Here is a 19,102-nt window from a genome sequence, read left to right as displayed (position 1 = left end):
AGCAATTTAGTTTCAATAATGGTGCATATAGAAAATGAATCCATTACCGAAAAAAACAGATTTCAGCATTAAAATATCAATGCTTTTTAAAAAAAATAAAATTTAGTTTCGTTTGTCTTTTCCCCAAAGTAGTTTCTGGCGGATGGTTTCATAGAAACTCAAATTATTTGGGTGTACAAGTAAAATTTGGAAGCGTGCTTTTTTCAGTACAATCTCCACATTGGTTTCCATGTGAATCAGGCGGGAATCCAGTGATAGAGAATATTGTGGAACGCGACTTTCTACTTTTAATCTAATTTCAACATCATCATTTACAATCAAAGGTCGTACGTTCAAATTGTGTGGTGCAATCGGAGTGATTACAAAATTTTCATTGTTTGGAGTGATGATTGGCCCACCACAACTCAATGAATAAGCCGTAGAGCCTGTTGGTGTAGAGATAATGACCCCATCTCCCCAAAAGATGTTCAAAAATTCTCCGTTGATATAAGAATCTATGGTGATCATTGCTGTTGTTTCCTTTCGCGAAATGGTAATATCATTTAATGCATAAGGAAAAAACATCGATTTATTGGGCGAAACGATTTCTATGACCGATCTGCGGCTGATTTTCACTTCGCCTCTGATAATTTCATCAAGTTCCAGGAAAACTTCTTCTTTGCTAAAACTTGCCAAAAAACCGAGCCTGCCAGTATTGACTCCAACTACCGGGATTTCTAAATCTTGTACAAACAGAAGTGAATTCACGATGGTTCCATCTCCTCCAAAAGTAAAGAAGAGATCAACTTTTTTCTCTTTCAAATCTTCTTTCCCGGTAAATGTTTCAAAGATTTTCGAGAACTGCATCGCTTTGGCCATATCTTCATAGAGAACTGCCTGTACTCCGCGCTTTTCGAGTTCAGAAACAAATTTACTCAGATACAGAAAGGTATCTAAATCATTTTTTTGAGAATAAATTGCTGCCTTCATTATTAAAACTCGAGGTATTTTTGGAAAAATCCGAAGCGGTCTTTCAACAGGTCTTCTTTTTCATCATCATAATATTTATGTACGACGCTGTAGCCGTATCTCTCAAAGGTTTCATCGATAGAACTTAGATTTTCACTGCTTATTTTTAGGGTGATTTGTATGAAATCGTCACTGATTAAATTGATAAAAGACCCATAAACTTTGCCATTATTGGTTTCTACAATTTTACAAACTTCGGTCATCGAATAATGTTTGCCATTTGTTTGAATGGTCATAATAGCTCCATTTTCGGAGAAAAGTGGGTATTTGGAAAACTCACAAAAAATATCATCACTAGAAAGATACCCTACATACTTCTCCTCTTTGGTAATCACTGGAACTATATTGCTATTAAAAGTATGAAAAAGCTTTATAGAATCTAATAAATTACCATCATCCAAAATGGCAAATTTCTCATAGTGAATTGCAAGACTCCCTAGATTACCTTCCGGACTTTCTTCCAGGAAAGATTGGCTAATGGAGCCTTGGTAGACTCCTTTTTTCTTCACAAAAACGTGAGAATAACAGAATTCCTTTGCCATTTCTTTAGCCTCTTCAATCGTGTCGCTTGTGCTGAACGCAGGATAATCTTTCGAGATGTAATCTTTGATAAACATGATGCTAATTTAGGAAAATATTAAAAAGGGAAGGTGTTTTTGAAAAAATTAAAAAAAATAAAAAAAATATCTTGCATGATATGAAAACAATTATATACCTTTGTCGCCTTTCATTTTTACTTTTTATTAGATTTATTTCAAACTGCAACGCTTACAAGGCTTTGCGGTTTTTTTTATTTTTGTTTTGAAGGCATTTGGCGAAGAAAAATAAGCCCTGCTAATATGATCAGCCCTCCAAAACCTTGCATCAGGGTCAGTTTTTCGCCATCCAGAAGTCCCCAAATTATTGCAACAATTGGCATTAACAAGGTAACTGTAGAAGCAAACAAAGGTGTAGAAACGCTCAAAAGTCTGTAATTCAACATCATCGCCAATCCTGTTCCAAAAACAGATAGCAAACTCACAAATCCCAAACCTATCAATAAATTATTATCCGCTTTTAAATCATTGAAAAAGCCCGCAAGAACCAAGGCAATCAATGAAGGTAAAATTAAAACGAAAGAAAACACAAACGCAGATAAAATTTTGGCCGGAATATCACTAAGCTTCGATTTCACCGTAGTTGTACTAATTGCATACAGTAAAGTAGCGAGCAACAAAAGCAATATAGGAATAAGCTTAAACTCTCCACCTTCTCCACCGGAAAAAGCCAGAATACACGCTCCGGAAAAACTGATGAACACCCCTATAATCTGTCGTTTAGTCGTTTGAAATTTCCATAAAAGCGCTCCTACAATAATGACAAAAATCGGCATCATCGAATTGATAATTCCTGCGATACTGCTGCTAACTTCGGTTTCGGCAATCGGAAAAAGAAACATTGGAATAAAATTCCCTGTAATCGCAGCAAGAATTAGCCATTTCACATTTTTCTTGGGAAATTTCCGGATATTCATCGCCGCAATAGGAAGTAAAATGATTCCCGCAATTAAAACACGTAAAGCTCCGACCTCGTAAGGATTGAAATGCTCCAGCGATTTTTTAATTAAAATAAATGATGAACCCCAGATAATGGAGAGCAAAGCCAATAAAACCCATTTTTCTTTTTCAGGATTCATGAAGATTGTTTTTGTAAAATTTTTAAATATTCTTTTTTAGGAATCATTTTGGCGCCTAAACTCTCCAAATGTGCAGAATGTATTTGGCAATCCACCAGTTCTATGTTTTTATTATTTAATATAAAATGAATAAAACCTGCTTTCGATGCATTGCTTACCTTCGCAAACATGCTTTCACCACAGAAAACATTTCCAATTTGAACCCCATAAAGTCCACCGACTAATTCATCATTTTGCCACACTTCGATACTTTTTGCAAAACCATGTTGATGAAGAATCGCGTAGGATTCAATAAGCCGATCCGAAATCCAGGTTCCATCTTGATCTTTTCGATCCACATTTTTACATTCCTGCATTACCTCTTCGAAACATTGATTTTCCGTAAAACTAAAAACATCGTTTCGCAGAATTTTCTTCATTGATTTTGAAATCTTCAATTCATCAGGAAAAAGAACAAATCGAGGATCGGGACACCACCAGAGAATTTCTTCACCCTCATTAAACCAAGGAAAAAGTCCCAATTGATATGCAAACAAAAGTCTTTCCGGCGACAAATCTCCACCGACGGCCAGTAAACCATCTTTGGAATCAATCAGCGCTGGATCTGGAAAAGAAATTTCGTTAGGATCGAGAAGAACCATTTTTTTTATAAAAATTAAATCCCGCCCTTTAGAAAAAGCAGGATTTTATTTCAGTTTTGTTGATACAGATTAAAAAGGTAAATCGTCATCTTCTTCAGTGAAAACATCAGTTTTATCAACCGAGGTGCTATTCGTTGCAGGTTTAGCTTCTACAGGCTCGTTGAAGTTTCCTCCGTCAACTTTCTCCAATCTCCAACCAGTGATTGAGTTGAAATACTTCACTTCACCTTGTGGGGAAGTCCACTCTCTACCTCTGATATTGATGCTCACCTTCACTTTGTCACCTTCTTTATAGGCATTCAGCAAATCGCATTTATCTTGCAAAAATTCTACATTAATCGGTTGCGGATATTGCTCTTCGGTAAGGATTACCATTTCTCTTTTCTGAAAACCGCTTGCAAATGTCTGAATGTCAGATATCTTTTTGATTGTTCCTTGTAATTCCATAATTGATTGTTAAAGGTGTAAAAGTAATAAATAAAGAATAGAAAAAGAAAGTTGAGGTTCAAAAAAAATAAAAAAAGTAAAAAAAATAAAATTTTCTTGTTTTAAAAAAGAAAAAGTCATTATATTTGCACTCACAAAAAAAGAGAAGAAGATATTTGCGGATGTGGTGTAATTGGTAGCCACGCCAGACTTAGGATCTGGTGCCGTGAGGCGTGGGGGTTCGAGTCCCTTCATCCGCACTTTTTTTTGCGAAAATAGCTCAGCTGGTAGAGCACGACCTTGCCAAGGTCGGGGTCGCGGGTTCGAATCCCGTTTTTCGCTCATCCACTTGCCTTGGTGGTGGAACTGGTAGACACGCAGGACTTAAAATCCTGTATCCGCAAGGATGTACGGGTTCAAGTCCCGTCCGAGGTACATAAAAACGCTGTTAATCTTTATGATTTTCAGCGTTTTTTGTTTTCTGTTGTCTCTTCGGCAGACATTTTGTTGCTTTAATGGTATCAAATACACCACATTATGGCCAATCACAATTTAAAAACATTATCTCAGGTTCTCAATGTCCTTCGCGGAAGAGGAATTACCCGAGAAATTCGGATGAACGAAGAAAAACAATTCGTTTTAGAAGGAACTAATTTCACCTATAAACCCAGCGACTTGTGTATTGTGAAATCTTACCGTTTTGAAGGCGACAGCAACCCAGATGACAATGCGGTGTTGTATGTTTTGCAGGATAAAGATGGTTTACAATCTATTATTATAGATTCATACGGAGCCGAAAGCAATTATAACGGTGAGGAATTTGATGATTTTCTAAGACAAATTCCTGTTGAAGAAAAGGAAGATTTTGATATCGAGTAAAAAAGATAAATCCGGAAATTATTTTTCGGATTTTTTTCTGAAAAGATTCTTCAACAAAGGCTTTTCATTGATTTTCTCTTTTACATTTTGCACTTTTTCTTTCACCTCCTGTTTCGTTTCTTTCATGTCTTTTTTGTTCTGTTCCAACGCAGACTTGGTGTTTTCAACCGTGTTTTTCACTTTCTTTTCGGTGACTTCTATATTTTTTCCAATCAATGTTTTCTTCAAACCTTCTTCAATTCCTTTCCAGAAAAGATTGAAAAAAGATTTTGTTTTATCGCGTTGCACATGATCCACGAGAACCGATTCGGGATATTTTCCAGAGTCTGATCTCACGAAAATATTGGCAACCGCCGAAAGCAACTTGTTTTTTTCACCAGTTTCTTTCAATATAGAAACCCGCAAATCTTTATGCTTCATTTTCAAAGTTCCGTTCAAACCTTCATAATTCCCTTTAAAATTAAAAATTAAATCAGAAATATTCCCAACTGCACGAATTTTCAGATAAGGTTCAATAAAAGGATTAATCCCAGAAGCCGGCAAATCTGAAATATTTCCGGAAATCGCAAAAGCATCAGTCATATTCGCTGTATCGAAACTCCATTTTACATTCATCGGCGATACATTCATGAATTTGCATTGAATCTCAATCGGAACTTGAGTGGGTTTTCCTTTCATTTTTCCGGAATTCAGGTTTTTCACCTTCATATTAAACTGATCGAAAGTGAGTTTTCCTGGTCCGTCACTTTTTTTTGTGTCTTCTTCGTATTGCAAATAAGAGTTTTTGATGGTCATTTGCTGAACAAACATCGGCATTTTAATGCTTCTCAATAATTTAGAATAAAGCGGTTTTTCCGAAAGATCATCTTTTGGAATTTTACTTCTGAAAATTTCCGCATTCATCCCATCAAATGTCAGTTGTGAAACATTTAAATATGGATTTGAAGACTCAAAATCCCAGTTTCCATTCATTGAGATTTGCTTGACTTTCAAATTATAAAGATCTTTTTCTGTCGGGATTTTTCGGATAAATTCTGCAAGCGAAAGCGTCGGTCGCATTTCGAAATTAGAAATTTGTGCTGAATTTTTATTCAACTTTAGCAAAGAAGCTGAGAAACGGTAAAATTGTGTTTTATAATTGAAATTGTTAGTCGAAAAACCATAATCTCCAACTTTAAAAGGGATTTTGCCTTTTATGGTTGATTCGTTCATTTCAATATTCTTCAAATTTGCATTTAAATTATTGAATTGTAGAGGATTATTTGGTCTATCCAAAACAAGATTTGAATTTTTCAACTGAACATTTCTCACCATTAACGGAAAATCAATTCTATCGAAAGTTGCTTTCTTTTTCTTCGGATTTTCAGGATGTTGAATCTTTCCGTTTAAACTGGAAATCAACACATTTTCGACATCTAATTTGAGTTTATTATTGATGAATTTCCACTCATTTACTTTAAGAAAAACTTGTCTCGAACTCAGATCCATTAAAGGTTTATCGGACTTTGAAACGGTTGGTTTCACTAAAATATCCCGAAGATCCGCCGATTTTGAATTGATTGCTGCCGCAGCAACTTTTATATTTTGTGAAGCTGAAATATAATTGACTTTCTGTGCATTTATTTTAAAATCATGATACTGAAACGGAATATTTCCCTTCGCAGTTTCGTCATCCATCATTAGTTTATTGATGCTCATATTGAGTTTTTCGGCAGCGAATTTTGGAGTTCCGTCAGGTTTCAAAATCAATATTTTCGCTTGATCCATGATGACATCTTCGAGACTCACCTCATAAGTAAAACTTCTTTCTTTTTCAGCAGGTTTGACATCAGTCGTGTGCATTTTGAGATCCGGATTTGCAAAACGAACTTTTGTTAGAGCAATTTTATCATCTTTTAAAATAAAATCTTTAAACTCCATTTCAGATGTTTTTAAATCGAAAAGATTCCTTTTTTTAGGATAAAACCTTCTGAAATCTACATAAGACAACAAAGGATGCATCGCAAAATCTTTGATATTGAGTTGTCCGGTTTTGGTGGTAATATTAGTCGCCGTGAATGCATAAACATTATCGGGACGAAAAAAAATATTTCTCGCGCTGATGTCGTATTGATCAAAGATTACGGGTAACTTCCCACTTTTAGAACCATCATTCAGCTTCATGTTCTCCAACTGAAGATTAAGGTCGTTTACCGACAAAAGTTTTTGTTTATCGTGTTTGAAAATCTTTAAATTTCCTTTGCTGATGTTGATATTTTCAAAAAGAAAAGGGTTTTTGTCTTTTTTAGATTTTTTATCGAAAGGTTTTGGGAGAATGATGTTCAGATTCGGGCTATTCAGGGTCAAATCGGAGACGTTAATTTTTTTATTAACCAAGAGATCAAAAATCCCAATTCTTGAAACCGAAAGCGTATCCACCGTTCCCTGAAACCCGATCACCGCTTGGTTTTCTGGGTTTTTATTGTTTACCGAAATTCCGGTAGCGAAAATTGCACCCGTTCCTAAATTGACTTCGAGTCTCTGGTAAGAAATATTGTAATCGGTATTGTTTTTAATGAAATCCGGAAGTTGATATTTTAACCAAAAATTCATTCCGAAATTGGCAATCAGAATAATGAGAAATATAATTCCCAGAGCAATTGACAAGACTTTTAGGTAGATTTTCTTCATTCTGCTGAGGATTAAAATTTTATGCCAATTTTTTTGATTAATGAAGAAAAATAATTTTCTTTATTTATTTGGAAACACCTAGCTCTACCACATACCCTTCGTGTCCTCTTACATTAATGAAATTTCCACCTTCGAAACAGAGATACTGGCCTTTAATTCCTTTCAAAACACCTTCGAATTCCGGCTTTTTATCCAAAGTAAACGAATTGATTTTTTCGGGAGCTTCGTATGGATAATCCAAGCGAATCATCTCCTGCTCCATCAAATAAAAATTCTTGAAATCTGCGGGAAAATAATCTTTAATTTGCTCTCGAAAATTTGTCAAATCCAGATCGTCCTCGAAATCATCTTCCAACATTTTTCGCCAGTTGGTTTTATCAGCAAGATGTTCTTTCAGGGCAACTTCGATCATTCCAGCTTCGTATCGGTTTTCGGTTTTGGCAATAGGAATAGCGAAAGTCGCTCCTTGGTCAATCCATCGTGTGGGGATTTGGGACTCGCGCGTCACTCCCACTTTCACGTCTCCGGTATAGGCCAAATAAACCACATGCGGTTGCAATTGTATGGATTTTTCAACCTCCAAATCCCGTTCTGCAATTCCGAGATGAGCCGTGGAAAGTTCCGGTCGGATAATCGTTTCGCTAGCATACGGACTTTCAAAAAAACATTTTTTACAGAATCCCATTCGGTAAATTTTCTCATCACTTCCACAGTTTACGCATTGATAACCGATATGTTTCAGCTTTAAATTTTTCCCAATAAGCTGGTTCATATTGATCAAATCATCCGAAAGATTCAGAAAGTATTGAATGGGTTTACCGTTTTGGGTGGTCATTTTTAGAATTTGCCCGGAGAATTGCATAATTAAATATTTTCGTAAAAATAATGATTTGATTTTAATTAAATTTGTGGGAATTAAAAAACACAGATGAAATATTTAGTTACCGGCGGAAGTGGATTTATCGGTTCGCATTTGGTAGAATGTTTCTTGAAAAATGGACATTCTGTCATTATTATTGACAATTTTAATGGATTTATGACTATAAAATAAAAAGCAGTTAAGAATCCATAGCTGAAACATTAGAATATTTCTTTTCTCATTAAAGTACACTACATTTAGAAAATAATTTTTGAAACTTTCGGAAAGCCTTATCCATTTTATTATCATAACGTTAGGAATCCTAAAGGGTTACAGAAGATCTTTACAAAAAACACAAAATCGGTATGTTCATCAACCTAGCCGCATTATCAGGATCGAAATAAAGCCGTTTATAAAATCATTAATTTAGGTGAAAACGAGGTAATTAATTTGAATGAATACTTTCAACTCTGGAAGAAAACCTGGACAAAAAAGCTCATAAAAACCATTTGCCTACACAACCTGGAGATGTGCCAAAAACCAATGCAGATGTACAAAAAGCGAAAAATCTGATCGGTTATCACCCCTCAATTCGCTTCCAAAATGGCATAAAAAAATTTGTGGAATGGTTTTTGAGAAACGCTACTTGAAAAATTTAAAATAAAAAATCTAAGTTTATTGAAAATCAGCGACAAAATCCCTTTTTTATGTCGCCTATTTTTATACTTTTGCAAAAAAATAAATATATGTATTGGACATTAGAATTAGCTTCTTATTTAAGCGACGCGCCTTGGCCGATGACTAAAGCGGAACTTATTGACTACGCAATTAGAACAGGTGCACCAATGGAAGTAGTTGAAAATCTTCAGGCTATTGAAGATGAAGGAGAAATTTATGAATCCATAGAGGAAGTATGGAGCGATTATCCAACGGATGACGACTTCCTATGGAACGAAGACGAATATTAAAAAAAATGCAGTCGGTAGTCGGCAGCGGCTACCGGCTTTTTATATTTTAGAAAAATTCTAAAACTAAAATCTTTTAAATGGCCACGCATTTTCAGCTGGCCGAAAGCGAATACTTATGGGTTTTATAGACAAAGTTCTTAAAGGTTTCTTGGGCGATAAAAACGCAACCGACCTGAAAGAAGTAAAAAAAGTACTGATCAAAATAAAAGCGGTTGAACCAAAAATTCAGGAACTCACTGATGATGGATTGAGAGCAAAAACAGCAGAATTCAAAGAAAAATTAAAAGCTGCTACCGCCAACTTTACCTCTCAGATAGAGCAAACGAAAGAACAAATTAAGAATTCAACCAATGTTGATGAAAAAGAGGAACTTTTTACCAAAATAGAACAGCTTAAAAAAGATTCTTATCAAGTTGAAGAAAAAGTACTCAATGAGATCCTTCCGGAAGCATTTGCCTTAATCAAGGAAACTTCTAGAAGATTAGCACAAAACGGAGAAATCCGCGTTACTGCGACCGATATGGATCGTGAATTGGCCGCTACTAAAGATTTCGTTGAAGTACAAGGCGACACCGCCATCTGGAAAAACAAATGGGATGCTGCAGGAACCGCGATTCATTGGGATATGGTACATTACGATGTACAATTTATCGGTGGTGCGGTGCTTCACAGCGGAAAAATTGCCGAAATGGCAACCGGTGAAGGTAAAACTTTGGTAGGAACTTTACCAATTTACCTCAACGCATTACCAGAAAGAGGTGTTCACGTAGTAACTGTAAACGATTATTTGGCGAAAAGAGACTCCGCTTGGATGGGGCCACTTTATCAATTCCATGGTTTAACAATTGATTGTATCGATTTGCACCAGCCGAATTCTGACGCCAGAAGAAAAGCATACAACTCCAGCATTACTTACGGAACCAACAACGAATTTGGTTTCGATTACCTGAGAGATAACATGGTAACCAATCCTAATGAATTGGTACAGCGCGAATTGAATTTCGCTATTATCGATGAGGTAGATTCCGTTTTGGTGGATGATGCGAGAACGCCTTTGATTATTTCCGGACCAGTTCCACAAGGTGATAGACAAGAATTTGATGTTTTAAAACCATCAGTTGATAGAATCGTTGAAATTCAGAAAAAAACAGTTTCAGCCATTTTTAATGAAGCTAAAAAATTAATCGCCAACGGAAATACTAAAGAAGGAGGTTTCAAATTATTGCAAGCTTACAGAGGTTTACCAAAATCTCGACCTTTAATTAAATTCCTTTCTGAAAGCGGAAACAAAGCCCTTCTACAAAAAACCGAAGGTCAATATATGGCCGACAACAACCGCGATATGCCGATTGTTGACAAGGATTTATATTTCGTAATCGACGAAAAAAACAACCAAATCGACCTTACCGACCGCGGCGTAGAATATATGTCTGCAGGAAATGAAGATAAAGATTTCTTTGTTTTGAATGATATCGCAACTGAAATTGCCGAGCTTGAAGCTAAAAATTTATCTAAAGAAGAAGAATTTGAAGCAAAAGAAAAGCTTTTCAATGAATTTGCCGTAAAATCTGAAAGAGTTCACACTTTAAGCCAACTTTTGAAAGCTTACACGTTATTTGAAAAAGATGACGAATATGTTGTAATCGATGGTGAAGTGAAAATCGTAGATGAGCAAACCGGCCGTATCATGGAAGGAAGAAGATATTCCGACGGATTGCACCAAGCGATTGAGGCAAAAGAAAATGTAAAAATTGAAGCCGCTACGCAAACATTCGCAACCATAACACTTCAGAATTATTTCCGCATGTACAACAAACTTGCGGGGATGACCGGAACTGCGGAAACCGAAGCTGGTGAACTTTGGGAAATCTACAAACTCGACGTTGTCGTAATTCCGACCAACAGACCAATCCAACGCGATGACAAACAAGATTTAGTCTTCAAAACTAACCGCGAAAAATACAATGCAGTAATCGAAGAAATCGAAAGATTAACCGCTGCAGGAAGACCAGTTTTGGTGGGTACAACTTCAGTTGAAATTTCTCAATTGCTTTCCAGAGCGCTTCAACTCAGAAAAATAGAACACAATGTATTGAACGCTAAACTACACGCCAGAGAAGCAGAAATTGTTGCAATGGCAGGTGGACCGGGCGTTGTAACCATTGCTACCAACATGGCAGGTAGAGGTACCGACATTAAGCTACAAGGCGATGTAAAAGCCAACGGTGGTTTAGCAATCATCGGTACTGAAAGACACGACTCCCGAAGAGTTGACCGCCAGTTGCGTGGTAGAGCCGGCCGACAAGGAGATCCAGGTAGTTCACAATTCTATGTTTCTTTGGAAGACAATTTGATGCGTCTTTTCGGTTCTGAAAGAATCGCGAAAATGATGGACAGAATGGGACACAAAGAAGGCGAAGTAATTCAGCATGGAATGATTTCCAAATCTATCGAAAGAGCACAGAAAAAAGTAGAAGAAAACAACTTCGGAATCAGAAAAAGATTGCTCGAATACGATGATGTAATGAACAAGCAGCGTGATGTCATCTATAAAAGAAGAAAAAACGCTCTCTTCGGAGACCATTTGAAATATGATATTTCGAACATGATTTTTGATGTAGCTCAATCTATTGTTACCAAAACTAAATTAGAAGGCGACTACAAAGATTTTGAATACGAAATCATCAAAAACTTCACTATGGAAGCGCCAGTTTCTGAAAGCGAATTCAAGAATAAAACCGTTGCAGATATCACCAATGCAGTTTTCAAAGCTGCTACAGAAGATTACCGCATGAAGTTGGACTTGCTGAAAGAAAAATCCTTCCCAATCATTGAAAACGTGTACCAAAACCAAGGTTCAATGTTCAAAATGATTCAGGTTCCTTTCACCGATGGAATTAAAACCATGACCATCGTTACCGACCTGAAAGAAGCGTACGAAACCAAATGTGAATCTCTTATTAATGATTTCGAGAAAAATATTTCACTCGCCATCATCGATGAAAACTGGAAACTTCACTTAAGAGAAATGGACGATTTAAGACGTTCTTCGCAAGGTGCGGTTTACGAGCAGAAAGATCCATTGGTGATTTACAAACAAGAATCTTTCTATCTTTTCAGCGAAATGGTTGAAAAAGTAAACAAAGAGATTATCTCATTCTTATACAAAGGAGAAATCCCTGCGTAAAACAAGAAAATGAAAATTATCATATCAACTTCTCCAACTTTGGAGAAGTTTTTTTGTTAACGTAATGTGAATTTGTTGTATTTTTAAAGTCTAAATTTTTTTTAATGGCATTAATAGATTTGTCAAAACAGATTGCTTTAGGAATCGATATTGGCGGCACCAACACCAAATACGGCTTTGTAAACCATCGCGGCGAAATCCTTGAAAAAGGAAGCATCAAAACCGATGAATATGAGAAAGTTGAAGATTTCATCGATGCGTTATACAATAAAATATCGCCCTTGATGAAAAAACACAGCAACCAAGCCCGATTCGACGGAATTGGAGTGGGCGCTCCCAACGCAAATTATTATACAGGAACCATTGAGCAAGCTCCAAACCTCCGCTGGAAAGGAATTGTACCTTTTGCAGAACTCATGACCAAAAAATTTGGACTTCCCTGCAAAATGACGAATGATGCAAACGCAGCAGCACTAGGCGAAATGATGTTTGGCGCAGCGAGAGGAATGAAAGATTTCATCATGATCACCCTCGGAACGGGCGTTGGAAGCGGAATTGTTTCAGGCGGAAGTTTGATTTACGGGCACGATGGATTTGCGGGAGAATTGGGACATACCATCATCAAACCTGGCGGAAGAAAACACTGGAGCACCGGCTCCGAAGGCTCTTTGGAAGCTTATGCATCTGCAACTGGAATTGCGATTACCGCTAAAAAAATGCGTGCAGAATTCCCGGATTCGATGCTTAATAATTATCCCGAAGAAGAAATTAATTCTAAAGTTGTACACGAATGCGCTAAAAAAGGCGACCCAACCGCAATTGAGGTCTTCCGCTATACCGGACAGAAATTAGGCGAAGCTTTAGCGAATTTCGTCATGTTTTCTTCACCTGAAGCCATTCTTCTTTTCGGTGGCGTGATTCAAGCCGGTGATTTTATTTTAAAACCAACAAAACTCCACATGGAGCGCAATCTTTTACCTATTTTTAGAAACAAAGTTAAATTGGTTTTCAGTGAGTTGGACGAAGCCGATGCTGCGATTCTCGGCGCAAGTGCTTTGGTTTGGGAAAAATGACTAGCTTTTTACTAAAATAAATGAATGAACATCTCGGAAATGAGGTGTTCATTTTTTTGAACAGAAATACCTTTTTATTATTTTTAATTAAAATTTTCATCATAGAAATTCGTTATTAAAACATGAATAAGATTTTAGTATTTTTGATGGCTTTAATATTGATTTCCTGCAACGGTCAGGAGACGAAGAAACCTTTAACAAAAAATGTAAAAATGGATAAACAGAATTTAAAATATATCACCTTCGGTGGCGGATGTTTTTGGTGTGTAGAAAGTTGTTTCAATTTGCTAAAAGGTGTTGATGCAGCAATTTCAGGATATTCTGGAGGACATAAGGCAAACCCGACCTATGAAGAAATTTGCACTGGCCAAACGGGTCATGCAGAAGTTGTACAAATTGCTTACGACCCCCAAATTATTTCTTATGAACAACTAATGGATGTTTTCTTTTTCCTACACGATCCTACCCAGCTGAATCGACAAGGGAATGATATCGGAACGCAATATCGATCGGTAATTTTCTATAAAGATGAAGCTGAAAAACAAAAGGCTGAAGCCGCTTTAAAAGCCTCTGAAGCTTCAGGAAGATGGAGCGGAGATTATGTAACGGAATTTGCTCAATTTGAGAAATTTTGGCCTGCAGAACAGTATCATCAAGGTTACTACAATGAAAATCCTACGCAACCTTATTGCAGTGCAGTAGTAGGTCCGAAAATCGCTAAGTTCAAAAAACATTACGGAGAATTGGGAATGTTAGAAACTGAATAAAAATAAAGCAGAGAAATTCTCTGCTTTATTTATTTTTGAATATAATGTAACCTGCTTCAGTAGGATGATCCTGAACATAATCTTCAGGGTTTTCTTTTTTTATTAGTTGGTATATCATTAAATCTCCTGCTGCTGCGCCAGAGAAAAAAATTCCAAATATGAGAAGAATAAGATTTCCGGTGAACAAACTGATGATTGAAGGAATAATACCAAGTATCACAAACGGTGCAAGTAAAGCAATCTTATAATGTTTGATTTGTAACGGTTCTTTACAATGGCAATAAGGAGTTAACATTTTCCAAAGGATTCCAAATTTGATAGATTTGAAACCTTGTTTAGCATACATGGCAAAGAACATTCCATGGATCAACTCATGAGCAATGATTCCCAAAATCATTCCTACCACAGGTGAAAATAGTTTAACAAAAATATAATCCGAACTAAATGAGGCCTTAGAAAAACTATTCTGCCATATGAGAAAAAAAGGGACAGCAAAAATAATAACAAATAATAACAAATATTTTAAGGCTACTAAATTCGCTTTCATCAAATCAATTATCTTTTCTTCTTTTTCGAAGTTTTCTAAATTCATTTAGTTGCTTTTATTCTCCAAATATAAAAATTATCGAGCAAAAAAAAAAAGCCCGTTGAAAATTTCAACGGGCTTTTTTATAATTTGAAAAATATTATTTCACTAAAGACATTTCACTGATTAAGTGACCTGCTTTACCGTATTTCTCGATAATCCAAAGTACCATTCTCACGTCAACGTTGATGGTTTTTTGCCATTTTTGGTCGAAGATGATATCTCCGCTCAACGCTTCGCTGTTTCCATCGAATGCTAAACCGAGTAAATTACCTCTTCCATCAAGAATTGGTGATCCAGAGTTTCCTCCTGTGATGTCATTATCTGAAAGGAAATTCGCAGGCATAAATCCTTTTTTATCCTTATACTGTCCAAAATCTTTTTTCTTTACCAAATCGATGAAATCTTGTGGCAAATCAAATTCTTCGTCGCCTTTTTTGTATTTGGCAACCATTCCGTTTACATCAGTGTAATAGTTGTTTTTCTCAGAAATTCCGTAGTAGTTTCTGTCGGTTCTTACCGGCAAGGTGCTTACTTTACCGGAAGTCAATCTCATGGTAGAGTTTGCATCTGGATAGAAATCTTTTTCAGGCATTGATTTTCTTAAACCATCTAAGAAAATTCTGCTATTTTTAGCAAAAGCTTCATCAACTTTCGCATATTTATCACTTGCTAATTTTTGATCATTAATGAAACCGTTTGCCAATTTCAACATTGGATCTGCATCAATTTTCAATCGATCAGGATTATTTACAAAGTTCAAAGCAGATTCTTTATTTGCAAAAATCGAAGAGAAAGCTACCGTTGAAAGATTTTTAGCATCTGCCGCCAACAAAGTTGGTGAAGCATCGGATTTCGCAACTTTTTGCTGATAAAGGTTTACCATTGAATTCAACATTTCGCCTTCCAAATTTGGATTGAAACCATCATAAAGTCTATCGATTGCATCGGTAACTTTGGTTTTCATTGCAACTTTTCCGTTGGCATCTTGATCCGCATAAGTTTTCAAAAGAGAACCTAATTGGTAAGCTACTGCTATATATTTAGCATTTCTTTGAAGCTGAGAAGAGTAATTTCTTTCTACATTTCTGTTAGAAAACTGAGCGTAATTGGATTTAATATCCGATAGGACTCCGCTATAAGTAGCTTGGTTTTCTGGTAGAAGTGCCCAAACCATATATTTATCTTCCAAAGCTTTCTTATCGGCTACGGTTCCGTTTTTATTAACGGCATCGATAGTTCCTTGTCTGTTTTTCCAGTAGTTGGCTACAGATGCATACTGAGACGCATAATCAAGTTTGGTTGCTTGATCTTTGTCCATGTATTTTTTCATCACATCCATGGCAAGTTTAGACGCTTCTACCCAAGCCGGATAGTCTTTGTTTACCATTTGTTCGATTCCGTAAGAAGTCAAGAATCTGTTGGTTCTTCCAGGAAATCCTACGATCATTGTGAAATCTCCAGGTTTGTAACCTTTCAAAGAAATCGGAAGCGAATGTTTAGGCTTCATTGGAACATTGCTTGGTGAATATTCTGCAGGGTTGCCATTTGCATCAGCATATACTCTGAAAACAGAGAAATCTGCGGTGTGTCTTGGCCATTCCCAGTTATCGGTATCGCCACCGAATTTTCCTAAAGAGTTCGGCGGAGTCCCTACCAAACGAACATCTTTGAAATCTTGGTAAACGAAATAGTAAAACTCGTTTCCGTTAAAGAAATCTCTTACTACTACGGTGTATTTTCCGTTTTCGGAGTTTTCAGCTTGGATGGCTTTATATTCTGCATCGATTATTGCTTTTCTTTCATCAGCAGACATGTTGTTATTCAATTTTGAATTGATGCGTTTCGTAGCATCATCCATTCTTACTAAAAATCTTACAGAAAGTCCTTTAGCAGGAAGTTCTTCGCTTTTTTTCATAGCCCAAAAACCATTGGTTAAATGATCTTTCTCTGGGGTTGACAATGCTGCAATATTTCCGTATCCGCAGTGGTGATTGGTAAAAAGCAAACCTTCTTTAGAAACCATCTCTGCTGTACAACCTCCGCCAAACTGCACAATTGCGTCTTTTAAACTGGAGTTATTGACTGAATAAATCTCTTCAGGAGTAAGTTTCAATCCTTCTTTTTTCATATCAACTCCGTTGAGTCTTTTAATCATCATTAAAAGCCACATTCCTTCATCGGCTTTCATTTGTAAAAAGCTCATCATGAAAGTGAGCAGTAAAAATATTCTTTTCATTTATAAATTATTTTATAGGGCTAAATTAAGAAAATCATTTGATATAGCGATTTTGAGTAAAAAATTATGGTTGGATAAATTTTAAACTATTTATTTCTATATCTATAAAATTATATTGAAAAAGGATTCTTTCAAATTACTTCATTGATATCACTCTCACCATCTCCGTATGTGGAATATCATCTTCCAAATATTTCTTTCCGGTATCTTGAAAACCAAATTCTGAATAAAACCGAAGCAAATAATCCTGTGCGGATATTCTTATAGATGAGGTACGAAATCTCGACTCAATGCTATTTATAGCAAATTTGACCAAGATTTTACCCAAATTATTCCTCCGATAATTAGGATGAGTTAAAACCCGACCAATGGAAGCTTCATTGTATTTTATTGCAGGTTTAAAAATTCGGCAATATGCTAAGATTTCTCCATCTTTTTCTGCCCAAATATGTATCGCTCGCTCATCGTAACCATCCGCATCAAGGTAATAGCAGGTTTGCTCCACGATGAATACTTCCTGACGAATTTTTAGGATTTGATATAGCTCTTGGGTTGAAAGTTTCGAGAAAGGTTTAATTTTCCAAATTATTGAACTTGTCATTCAAAATTCACTTTATTTTCAAATAAAAACTGATTGGTTGTAGAAATGAATTTCAAAATTTCATCGCCTCCCAATTTTTTTTCAGCGGAAGTCACATAAATTTCTGGAAGATCTTCCCACGTTTTCAAAAGTTCGGTTTTGTAATCTTCCACATTTGTTATAACGGTATTCGGTTTCAATTTATCCGATTTTGTGAAAACAATTGAAAAAGGAACGCCGTTTTCTCCGCACCATTCGATAAACTCAATGTCGATTTTCTGAGGTGTGTGACGAGCATCAACCAAAACAAACAGGTTGACGAGATTTTTCCGGTTCAAGATATAGTTGGTAATGATTTTCTCGAAATCGCGGCGCATGCTTTTCGAAACTCTTGCGTAGCCGTAGCCCGGTAAATCGGTAAGATACCAACTTTCATTGATGATGAAATGATTGATGAGTTGCGTTTTTCCTGGCGTTTGCGAAGTTTTTGCCAGATCTTTATGATTAAGCATTGCATTGATCAAAGAAGACTTTCCCACATTGGATCTTCCTATGAAAGCATATTCGGGCAAGTTCGGTTCCGGGCAATCTTGCCATCTTCCGCTACTTTTTACAAATTCTGCTGTTTTAATTACCATTTCTGATTTTTTTTCAAATTTAATTAAATAAAAAATGGAAGTTTAACCTTCCATTCCATTATTTTCAATCTTTTTAAGCCATCTGTAGAGAATTTCATTAAACTCATCTGGTTTTTCCATCATCGCGGCATGTCCGCATTGCTCAATCCAGAAAAGCTCTGAGTTGGGTAAGAATTTATTCATGTCTACAGCCACTTCCGGCGGTGTTACATTATCTTGTTTTCCCCAAATTAAACAAACTGGTTGGGTAATCTTTGGAAGATCGTTCAACATATTGTGTTTGATGGCGCTTCTCGCAAGCATTACCGTTTTGATGCCTTTCATACGATCGTTTACTACCGCAAAAACCTCATCTACCAATTCATCTGTCGCGACTTTAGGGTCATAAAAAACATCTTCTGTTTTTCTTCTTATATAATCTTTATCGGATTTTCTTGGGAAACTATCTCCGAAAGTTCTTTCATACAGTCCGGAACTTCCTGTAAGTACAAGATTAGAAACAAGCTCTGGTCTTGCTAAAGTTAAAATCAAACCAATATGTCCTCCCATGGAATTTCCCACTATCGTTACTGGTTCATTTACCTTTTCTTCAATAAATTTGGCAACATGTTTTGCAATAGTTGTTAAGTTGGTATTTAAAATTGGCAAATCATAGATAGGAAGTACCGGAACGAACACCTTATATCCTCTCTCGGAAAAAAAGTTTACGGTTTTATCAAAATTACTCAAACCGCCCATTAATCCGTGTAATAAAATCAACGGATGTCCTTCTCCAGCCTCAATGAAAGAGAATTTTTTTTCTTTTTTCGTTATCAATCTCATAAAATTGCTATATCAGCCTTGCAAAAATACAAATTAAAGACCAACTTTAATTTGTCTCGTGTGAATTTTCGATAAAAATAGGAT

General features: G+C 36.2%; 18 protein-coding genes and 3 tRNA genes. 9 read left to right on the top strand and 12 right to left on the bottom strand.

Annotated features, from left to right (window positions below; genetic code table 11):
• Positions 1 to 102: 102 nt before the first annotated feature.
• The 5 genes from NOV28_RS08990 to NOV28_RS08970 form a co-directional block, all read right to left on the bottom strand.
• Complete coding sequence (locus NOV28_RS08990; RefSeq protein WP_255929963.1) at positions 103 to 969, bottom strand: NAD kinase; 867 nt, start codon at positions 967 to 969, stop codon at positions 103 to 105.
• 2 nt (positions 970 to 971) lie between these two features.
• Positions 972 to 1,625 carry a CBS domain-containing protein gene (locus tag NOV28_RS08985; protein WP_255929961.1) on the bottom strand — a complete coding sequence of 218 codons (654 nt, stop codon included), beginning with the start codon at positions 1,623 to 1,625 and terminating at the stop codon, positions 972 to 974.
• Positions 1,626 to 1,798: 173 nt separating this feature from the next.
• The gene (locus tag NOV28_RS08980; RefSeq protein ID WP_255929959.1) at positions 1,799 to 2,683 is read right to left on the bottom strand and encodes a DMT family transporter; all 885 of its coding nucleotides are present in this window, start codon (positions 2,681 to 2,683) and stop codon (positions 1,799 to 1,801) included.
• A complete protein-coding gene (gene aat / locus NOV28_RS08975; RefSeq protein ID WP_255929957.1) occupies positions 2,680 to 3,324 on the bottom strand; it encodes a leucyl/phenylalanyl-tRNA--protein transferase in 645 nt (214 codons plus the stop codon). The genes NOV28_RS08980 and aat overlap by 4 nt, the downstream gene beginning before the upstream one ends.
• Positions 3,325 to 3,393: 69 nt before the next feature.
• Positions 3,394 to 3,771 (bottom strand): DUF3127 domain-containing protein, encoded by a 378-nt coding sequence (locus tag NOV28_RS08970; RefSeq protein ID WP_255929947.1) that lies wholly within the window; start codon positions 3,769 to 3,771, stop codon positions 3,394 to 3,396.
• Between the two features lie 157 nt (positions 3,772 to 3,928).
• Here NOV28_RS08970 and NOV28_RS08965 point away from each other — a divergent pair.
• From NOV28_RS08965 to NOV28_RS08950, 4 genes are all read left to right on the top strand, one after another.
• Positions 3,929 to 4,010, top strand: a tRNA-Leu gene (locus NOV28_RS08965).
• A 9-nt stretch (positions 4,011 to 4,019) separates the two neighbouring features.
• Positions 4,020 to 4,092: transfer RNA gene (locus NOV28_RS08960), tRNA-Gly, on the top strand.
• A gap of 9 nt (positions 4,093 to 4,101) precedes the next feature.
• Positions 4,102 to 4,185, top strand: a tRNA-Leu gene (locus NOV28_RS08955).
• Positions 4,186 to 4,287: 102 nt separating this feature from the next.
• On the top strand, positions 4,288 to 4,629 hold the full coding sequence (locus NOV28_RS08950; protein ID WP_255929945.1) for a hypothetical protein: 342 nt from the start codon (positions 4,288 to 4,290) through the stop codon (positions 4,627 to 4,629).
• An 18-nt stretch (positions 4,630 to 4,647) separates the two neighbouring features.
• On the opposite strand, the gene NOV28_RS08945 is transcribed toward NOV28_RS08950, so the two are convergent.
• Both NOV28_RS08945 and NOV28_RS08940 read right to left on the bottom strand, forming a co-directional pair.
• Positions 4,648 to 7,299: a hypothetical protein gene (locus NOV28_RS08945; protein ID WP_255929943.1), complete on the bottom strand. Its 2,652-nt coding sequence runs from the start codon at positions 7,297 to 7,299 to the stop codon at positions 4,648 to 4,650.
• Positions 7,300 to 7,363: 64 nt separating this feature from the next.
• Positions 7,364 to 8,161 carry a DUF2797 domain-containing protein gene (locus NOV28_RS08940; protein WP_255929941.1) on the bottom strand — a complete coding sequence of 266 codons (798 nt, stop codon included), beginning with the start codon at positions 8,159 to 8,161 and terminating at the stop codon, positions 7,364 to 7,366.
• Between the two features lie 66 nt (positions 8,162 to 8,227).
• Between NOV28_RS08940 and NOV28_RS08935 the strand changes: the two genes are divergently transcribed.
• The 5 genes from NOV28_RS08935 (at position 8,228) to msrA (ending at position 14,153) form a co-directional block, all read left to right on the top strand.
• Positions 8,228 to 8,350, top strand: coding sequence for an NAD-dependent epimerase/dehydratase family protein (locus NOV28_RS08935; protein ID WP_305120002.1), 123 nt, complete (start codon positions 8,228 to 8,230; stop codon positions 8,348 to 8,350).
• 554 nt (positions 8,351 to 8,904) lie between these two features.
• Positions 8,905 to 9,126 carry a DUF2795 domain-containing protein gene (locus NOV28_RS08930; protein ID WP_015807225.1) on the top strand — a complete coding sequence of 74 codons (222 nt, stop codon included), beginning with the start codon at positions 8,905 to 8,907 and terminating at the stop codon, positions 9,124 to 9,126.
• A 115-nt stretch (positions 9,127 to 9,241) separates the two neighbouring features.
• A complete protein-coding gene (gene secA / locus NOV28_RS08925; protein ID WP_255929926.1) occupies positions 9,242 to 12,313 on the top strand; it encodes a preprotein translocase subunit SecA in 3,072 nt (1,023 codons plus the stop codon).
• A 104-nt stretch (positions 12,314 to 12,417) separates the two neighbouring features.
• Positions 12,418 to 13,386, top strand: coding sequence for an ROK family protein (locus tag NOV28_RS08920; protein WP_255929924.1), 969 nt, complete (start codon positions 12,418 to 12,420; stop codon positions 13,384 to 13,386).
• 122 nt (positions 13,387 to 13,508) lie between these two features.
• The gene (gene msrA, locus NOV28_RS08915) at positions 13,509 to 14,153 is read left to right on the top strand and encodes a peptide-methionine (S)-S-oxide reductase MsrA (protein ID WP_255929922.1); all 645 of its coding nucleotides are present in this window, start codon (positions 13,509 to 13,511) and stop codon (positions 14,151 to 14,153) included.
• A 25-nt stretch (positions 14,154 to 14,178) separates the two neighbouring features.
• Here the strand turns inward: msrA and NOV28_RS08910 are convergent, their stop codons facing one another.
• From NOV28_RS08910 to NOV28_RS08890, 5 genes are all read right to left on the bottom strand, one after another.
• The gene (locus NOV28_RS08910) at positions 14,179 to 14,745 is read right to left on the bottom strand and encodes a DUF3267 domain-containing protein (RefSeq protein WP_255929920.1); all 567 of its coding nucleotides are present in this window, start codon (positions 14,743 to 14,745) and stop codon (positions 14,179 to 14,181) included.
• A 94-nt stretch (positions 14,746 to 14,839) separates the two neighbouring features.
• A complete protein-coding gene (locus NOV28_RS08905) occupies positions 14,840 to 16,978 on the bottom strand; it encodes a S46 family peptidase (RefSeq protein ID WP_255929918.1) in 2,139 nt (712 codons plus the stop codon).
• A gap of 136 nt (positions 16,979 to 17,114) precedes the next feature.
• Complete coding sequence (locus tag NOV28_RS08900) at positions 17,115 to 17,579, bottom strand: GNAT family N-acetyltransferase (protein ID WP_255929916.1); 465 nt, start codon at positions 17,577 to 17,579, stop codon at positions 17,115 to 17,117.
• A complete protein-coding gene (gene yihA / locus NOV28_RS08895; protein ID WP_255929914.1) occupies positions 17,576 to 18,196 on the bottom strand; it encodes a ribosome biogenesis GTP-binding protein YihA/YsxC in 621 nt (206 codons plus the stop codon). Before yihA ends, NOV28_RS08900 begins: the two co-directional genes overlap by 4 nt.
• 42 nt (positions 18,197 to 18,238) lie before the next feature.
• A complete protein-coding gene (locus tag NOV28_RS08890; RefSeq protein ID WP_255929906.1) occupies positions 18,239 to 19,018 on the bottom strand; it encodes an alpha/beta fold hydrolase in 780 nt (259 codons plus the stop codon).
• Positions 19,019 to 19,102: the final 84 nt, after the last annotated feature.

Source organism: Kaistella montana, from assembly GCF_024436175.1.
Taxonomy (GTDB): Bacteria; Bacteroidota; Bacteroidia; order Flavobacteriales; family Weeksellaceae; genus Kaistella; species Kaistella montana.
Note: the sequence above shows the minus strand (reverse complement) of the source record. Positions and strands in the feature narration are given on the sequence as shown.

What these genes read in the sequence shown, in the direction of transcription:
- NOV28_RS08930 (WP_015807225.1), top strand. Translation starts at nt 8,905, where the DNA reads ATGTATTGGACATTAGAATTAGCTTCTTATTTAAGCGACGCGCCTTGG.
- yihA (WP_255929914.1), bottom strand. Translation starts at nt 18,196, where the DNA reads ATGGTAATTAAAACAGCAGAATTTGTAAAAAGTAGCGGAAGATGGCAA.
- NOV28_RS08890 (WP_255929906.1), bottom strand. Translation starts at nt 19,018, where the DNA reads ATGAGATTGATAACGAAAAAAGAAAAAAAATTCTCTTTCATTGAGGCT.
- NOV28_RS08910 (WP_255929920.1), bottom strand. Translation starts at nt 14,745, where the DNA reads ATGAATTTAGAAAACTTCGAAAAAGAAGAAAAGATAATTGATTTGATG.
- NOV28_RS08985 (WP_255929961.1), bottom strand. Translation starts at nt 1,625, where the DNA reads ATGTTTATCAAAGATTACATCTCGAAAGATTATCCTGCGTTCAGCACA.
- NOV28_RS08990 (WP_255929963.1), bottom strand. Translation starts at nt 969, where the DNA reads ATGAAGGCAGCAATTTATTCTCAAAAAAATGATTTAGATACCTTTCTG.
- NOV28_RS08970 (WP_255929947.1), bottom strand. Translation starts at nt 3,771, where the DNA reads ATGGAATTACAAGGAACAATCAAAAAGATATCTGACATTCAGACATTT.
- NOV28_RS08945 (WP_255929943.1), bottom strand. Translation starts at nt 7,299, where the DNA reads ATGAAGAAAATCTACCTAAAAGTCTTGTCAATTGCTCTGGGAATTATA.
- NOV28_RS08950 (WP_255929945.1), top strand. Translation starts at nt 4,288, where the DNA reads ATGGCCAATCACAATTTAAAAACATTATCTCAGGTTCTCAATGTCCTT.
- NOV28_RS08935 (WP_305120002.1), top strand. Translation starts at nt 8,228, where the DNA reads ATGAAATATTTAGTTACCGGCGGAAGTGGATTTATCGGTTCGCATTTG.
- NOV28_RS08920 (WP_255929924.1), top strand. Translation starts at nt 12,418, where the DNA reads ATGGCATTAATAGATTTGTCAAAACAGATTGCTTTAGGAATCGATATT.
- NOV28_RS08980 (WP_255929959.1), bottom strand. Translation starts at nt 2,683, where the DNA reads ATGAATCCTGAAAAAGAAAAATGGGTTTTATTGGCTTTGCTCTCCATT.
- NOV28_RS08900 (WP_255929916.1), bottom strand. Translation starts at nt 17,579, where the DNA reads ATGACAAGTTCAATAATTTGGAAAATTAAACCTTTCTCGAAACTTTCA.
- secA (WP_255929926.1), top strand. Translation starts at nt 9,242, where the DNA reads ATGGGTTTTATAGACAAAGTTCTTAAAGGTTTCTTGGGCGATAAAAAC.
- NOV28_RS08940 (WP_255929941.1), bottom strand. Translation starts at nt 8,161, where the DNA reads ATGCAATTCTCCGGGCAAATTCTAAAAATGACCACCCAAAACGGTAAA.
- NOV28_RS08905 (WP_255929918.1), bottom strand. Translation starts at nt 16,978, where the DNA reads ATGAAAAGAATATTTTTACTGCTCACTTTCATGATGAGCTTTTTACAA.
- msrA (WP_255929922.1), top strand. Translation starts at nt 13,509, where the DNA reads ATGAATAAGATTTTAGTATTTTTGATGGCTTTAATATTGATTTCCTGC.
- aat (WP_255929957.1), bottom strand. Translation starts at nt 3,324, where the DNA reads ATGGTTCTTCTCGATCCTAACGAAATTTCTTTTCCAGATCCAGCGCTG.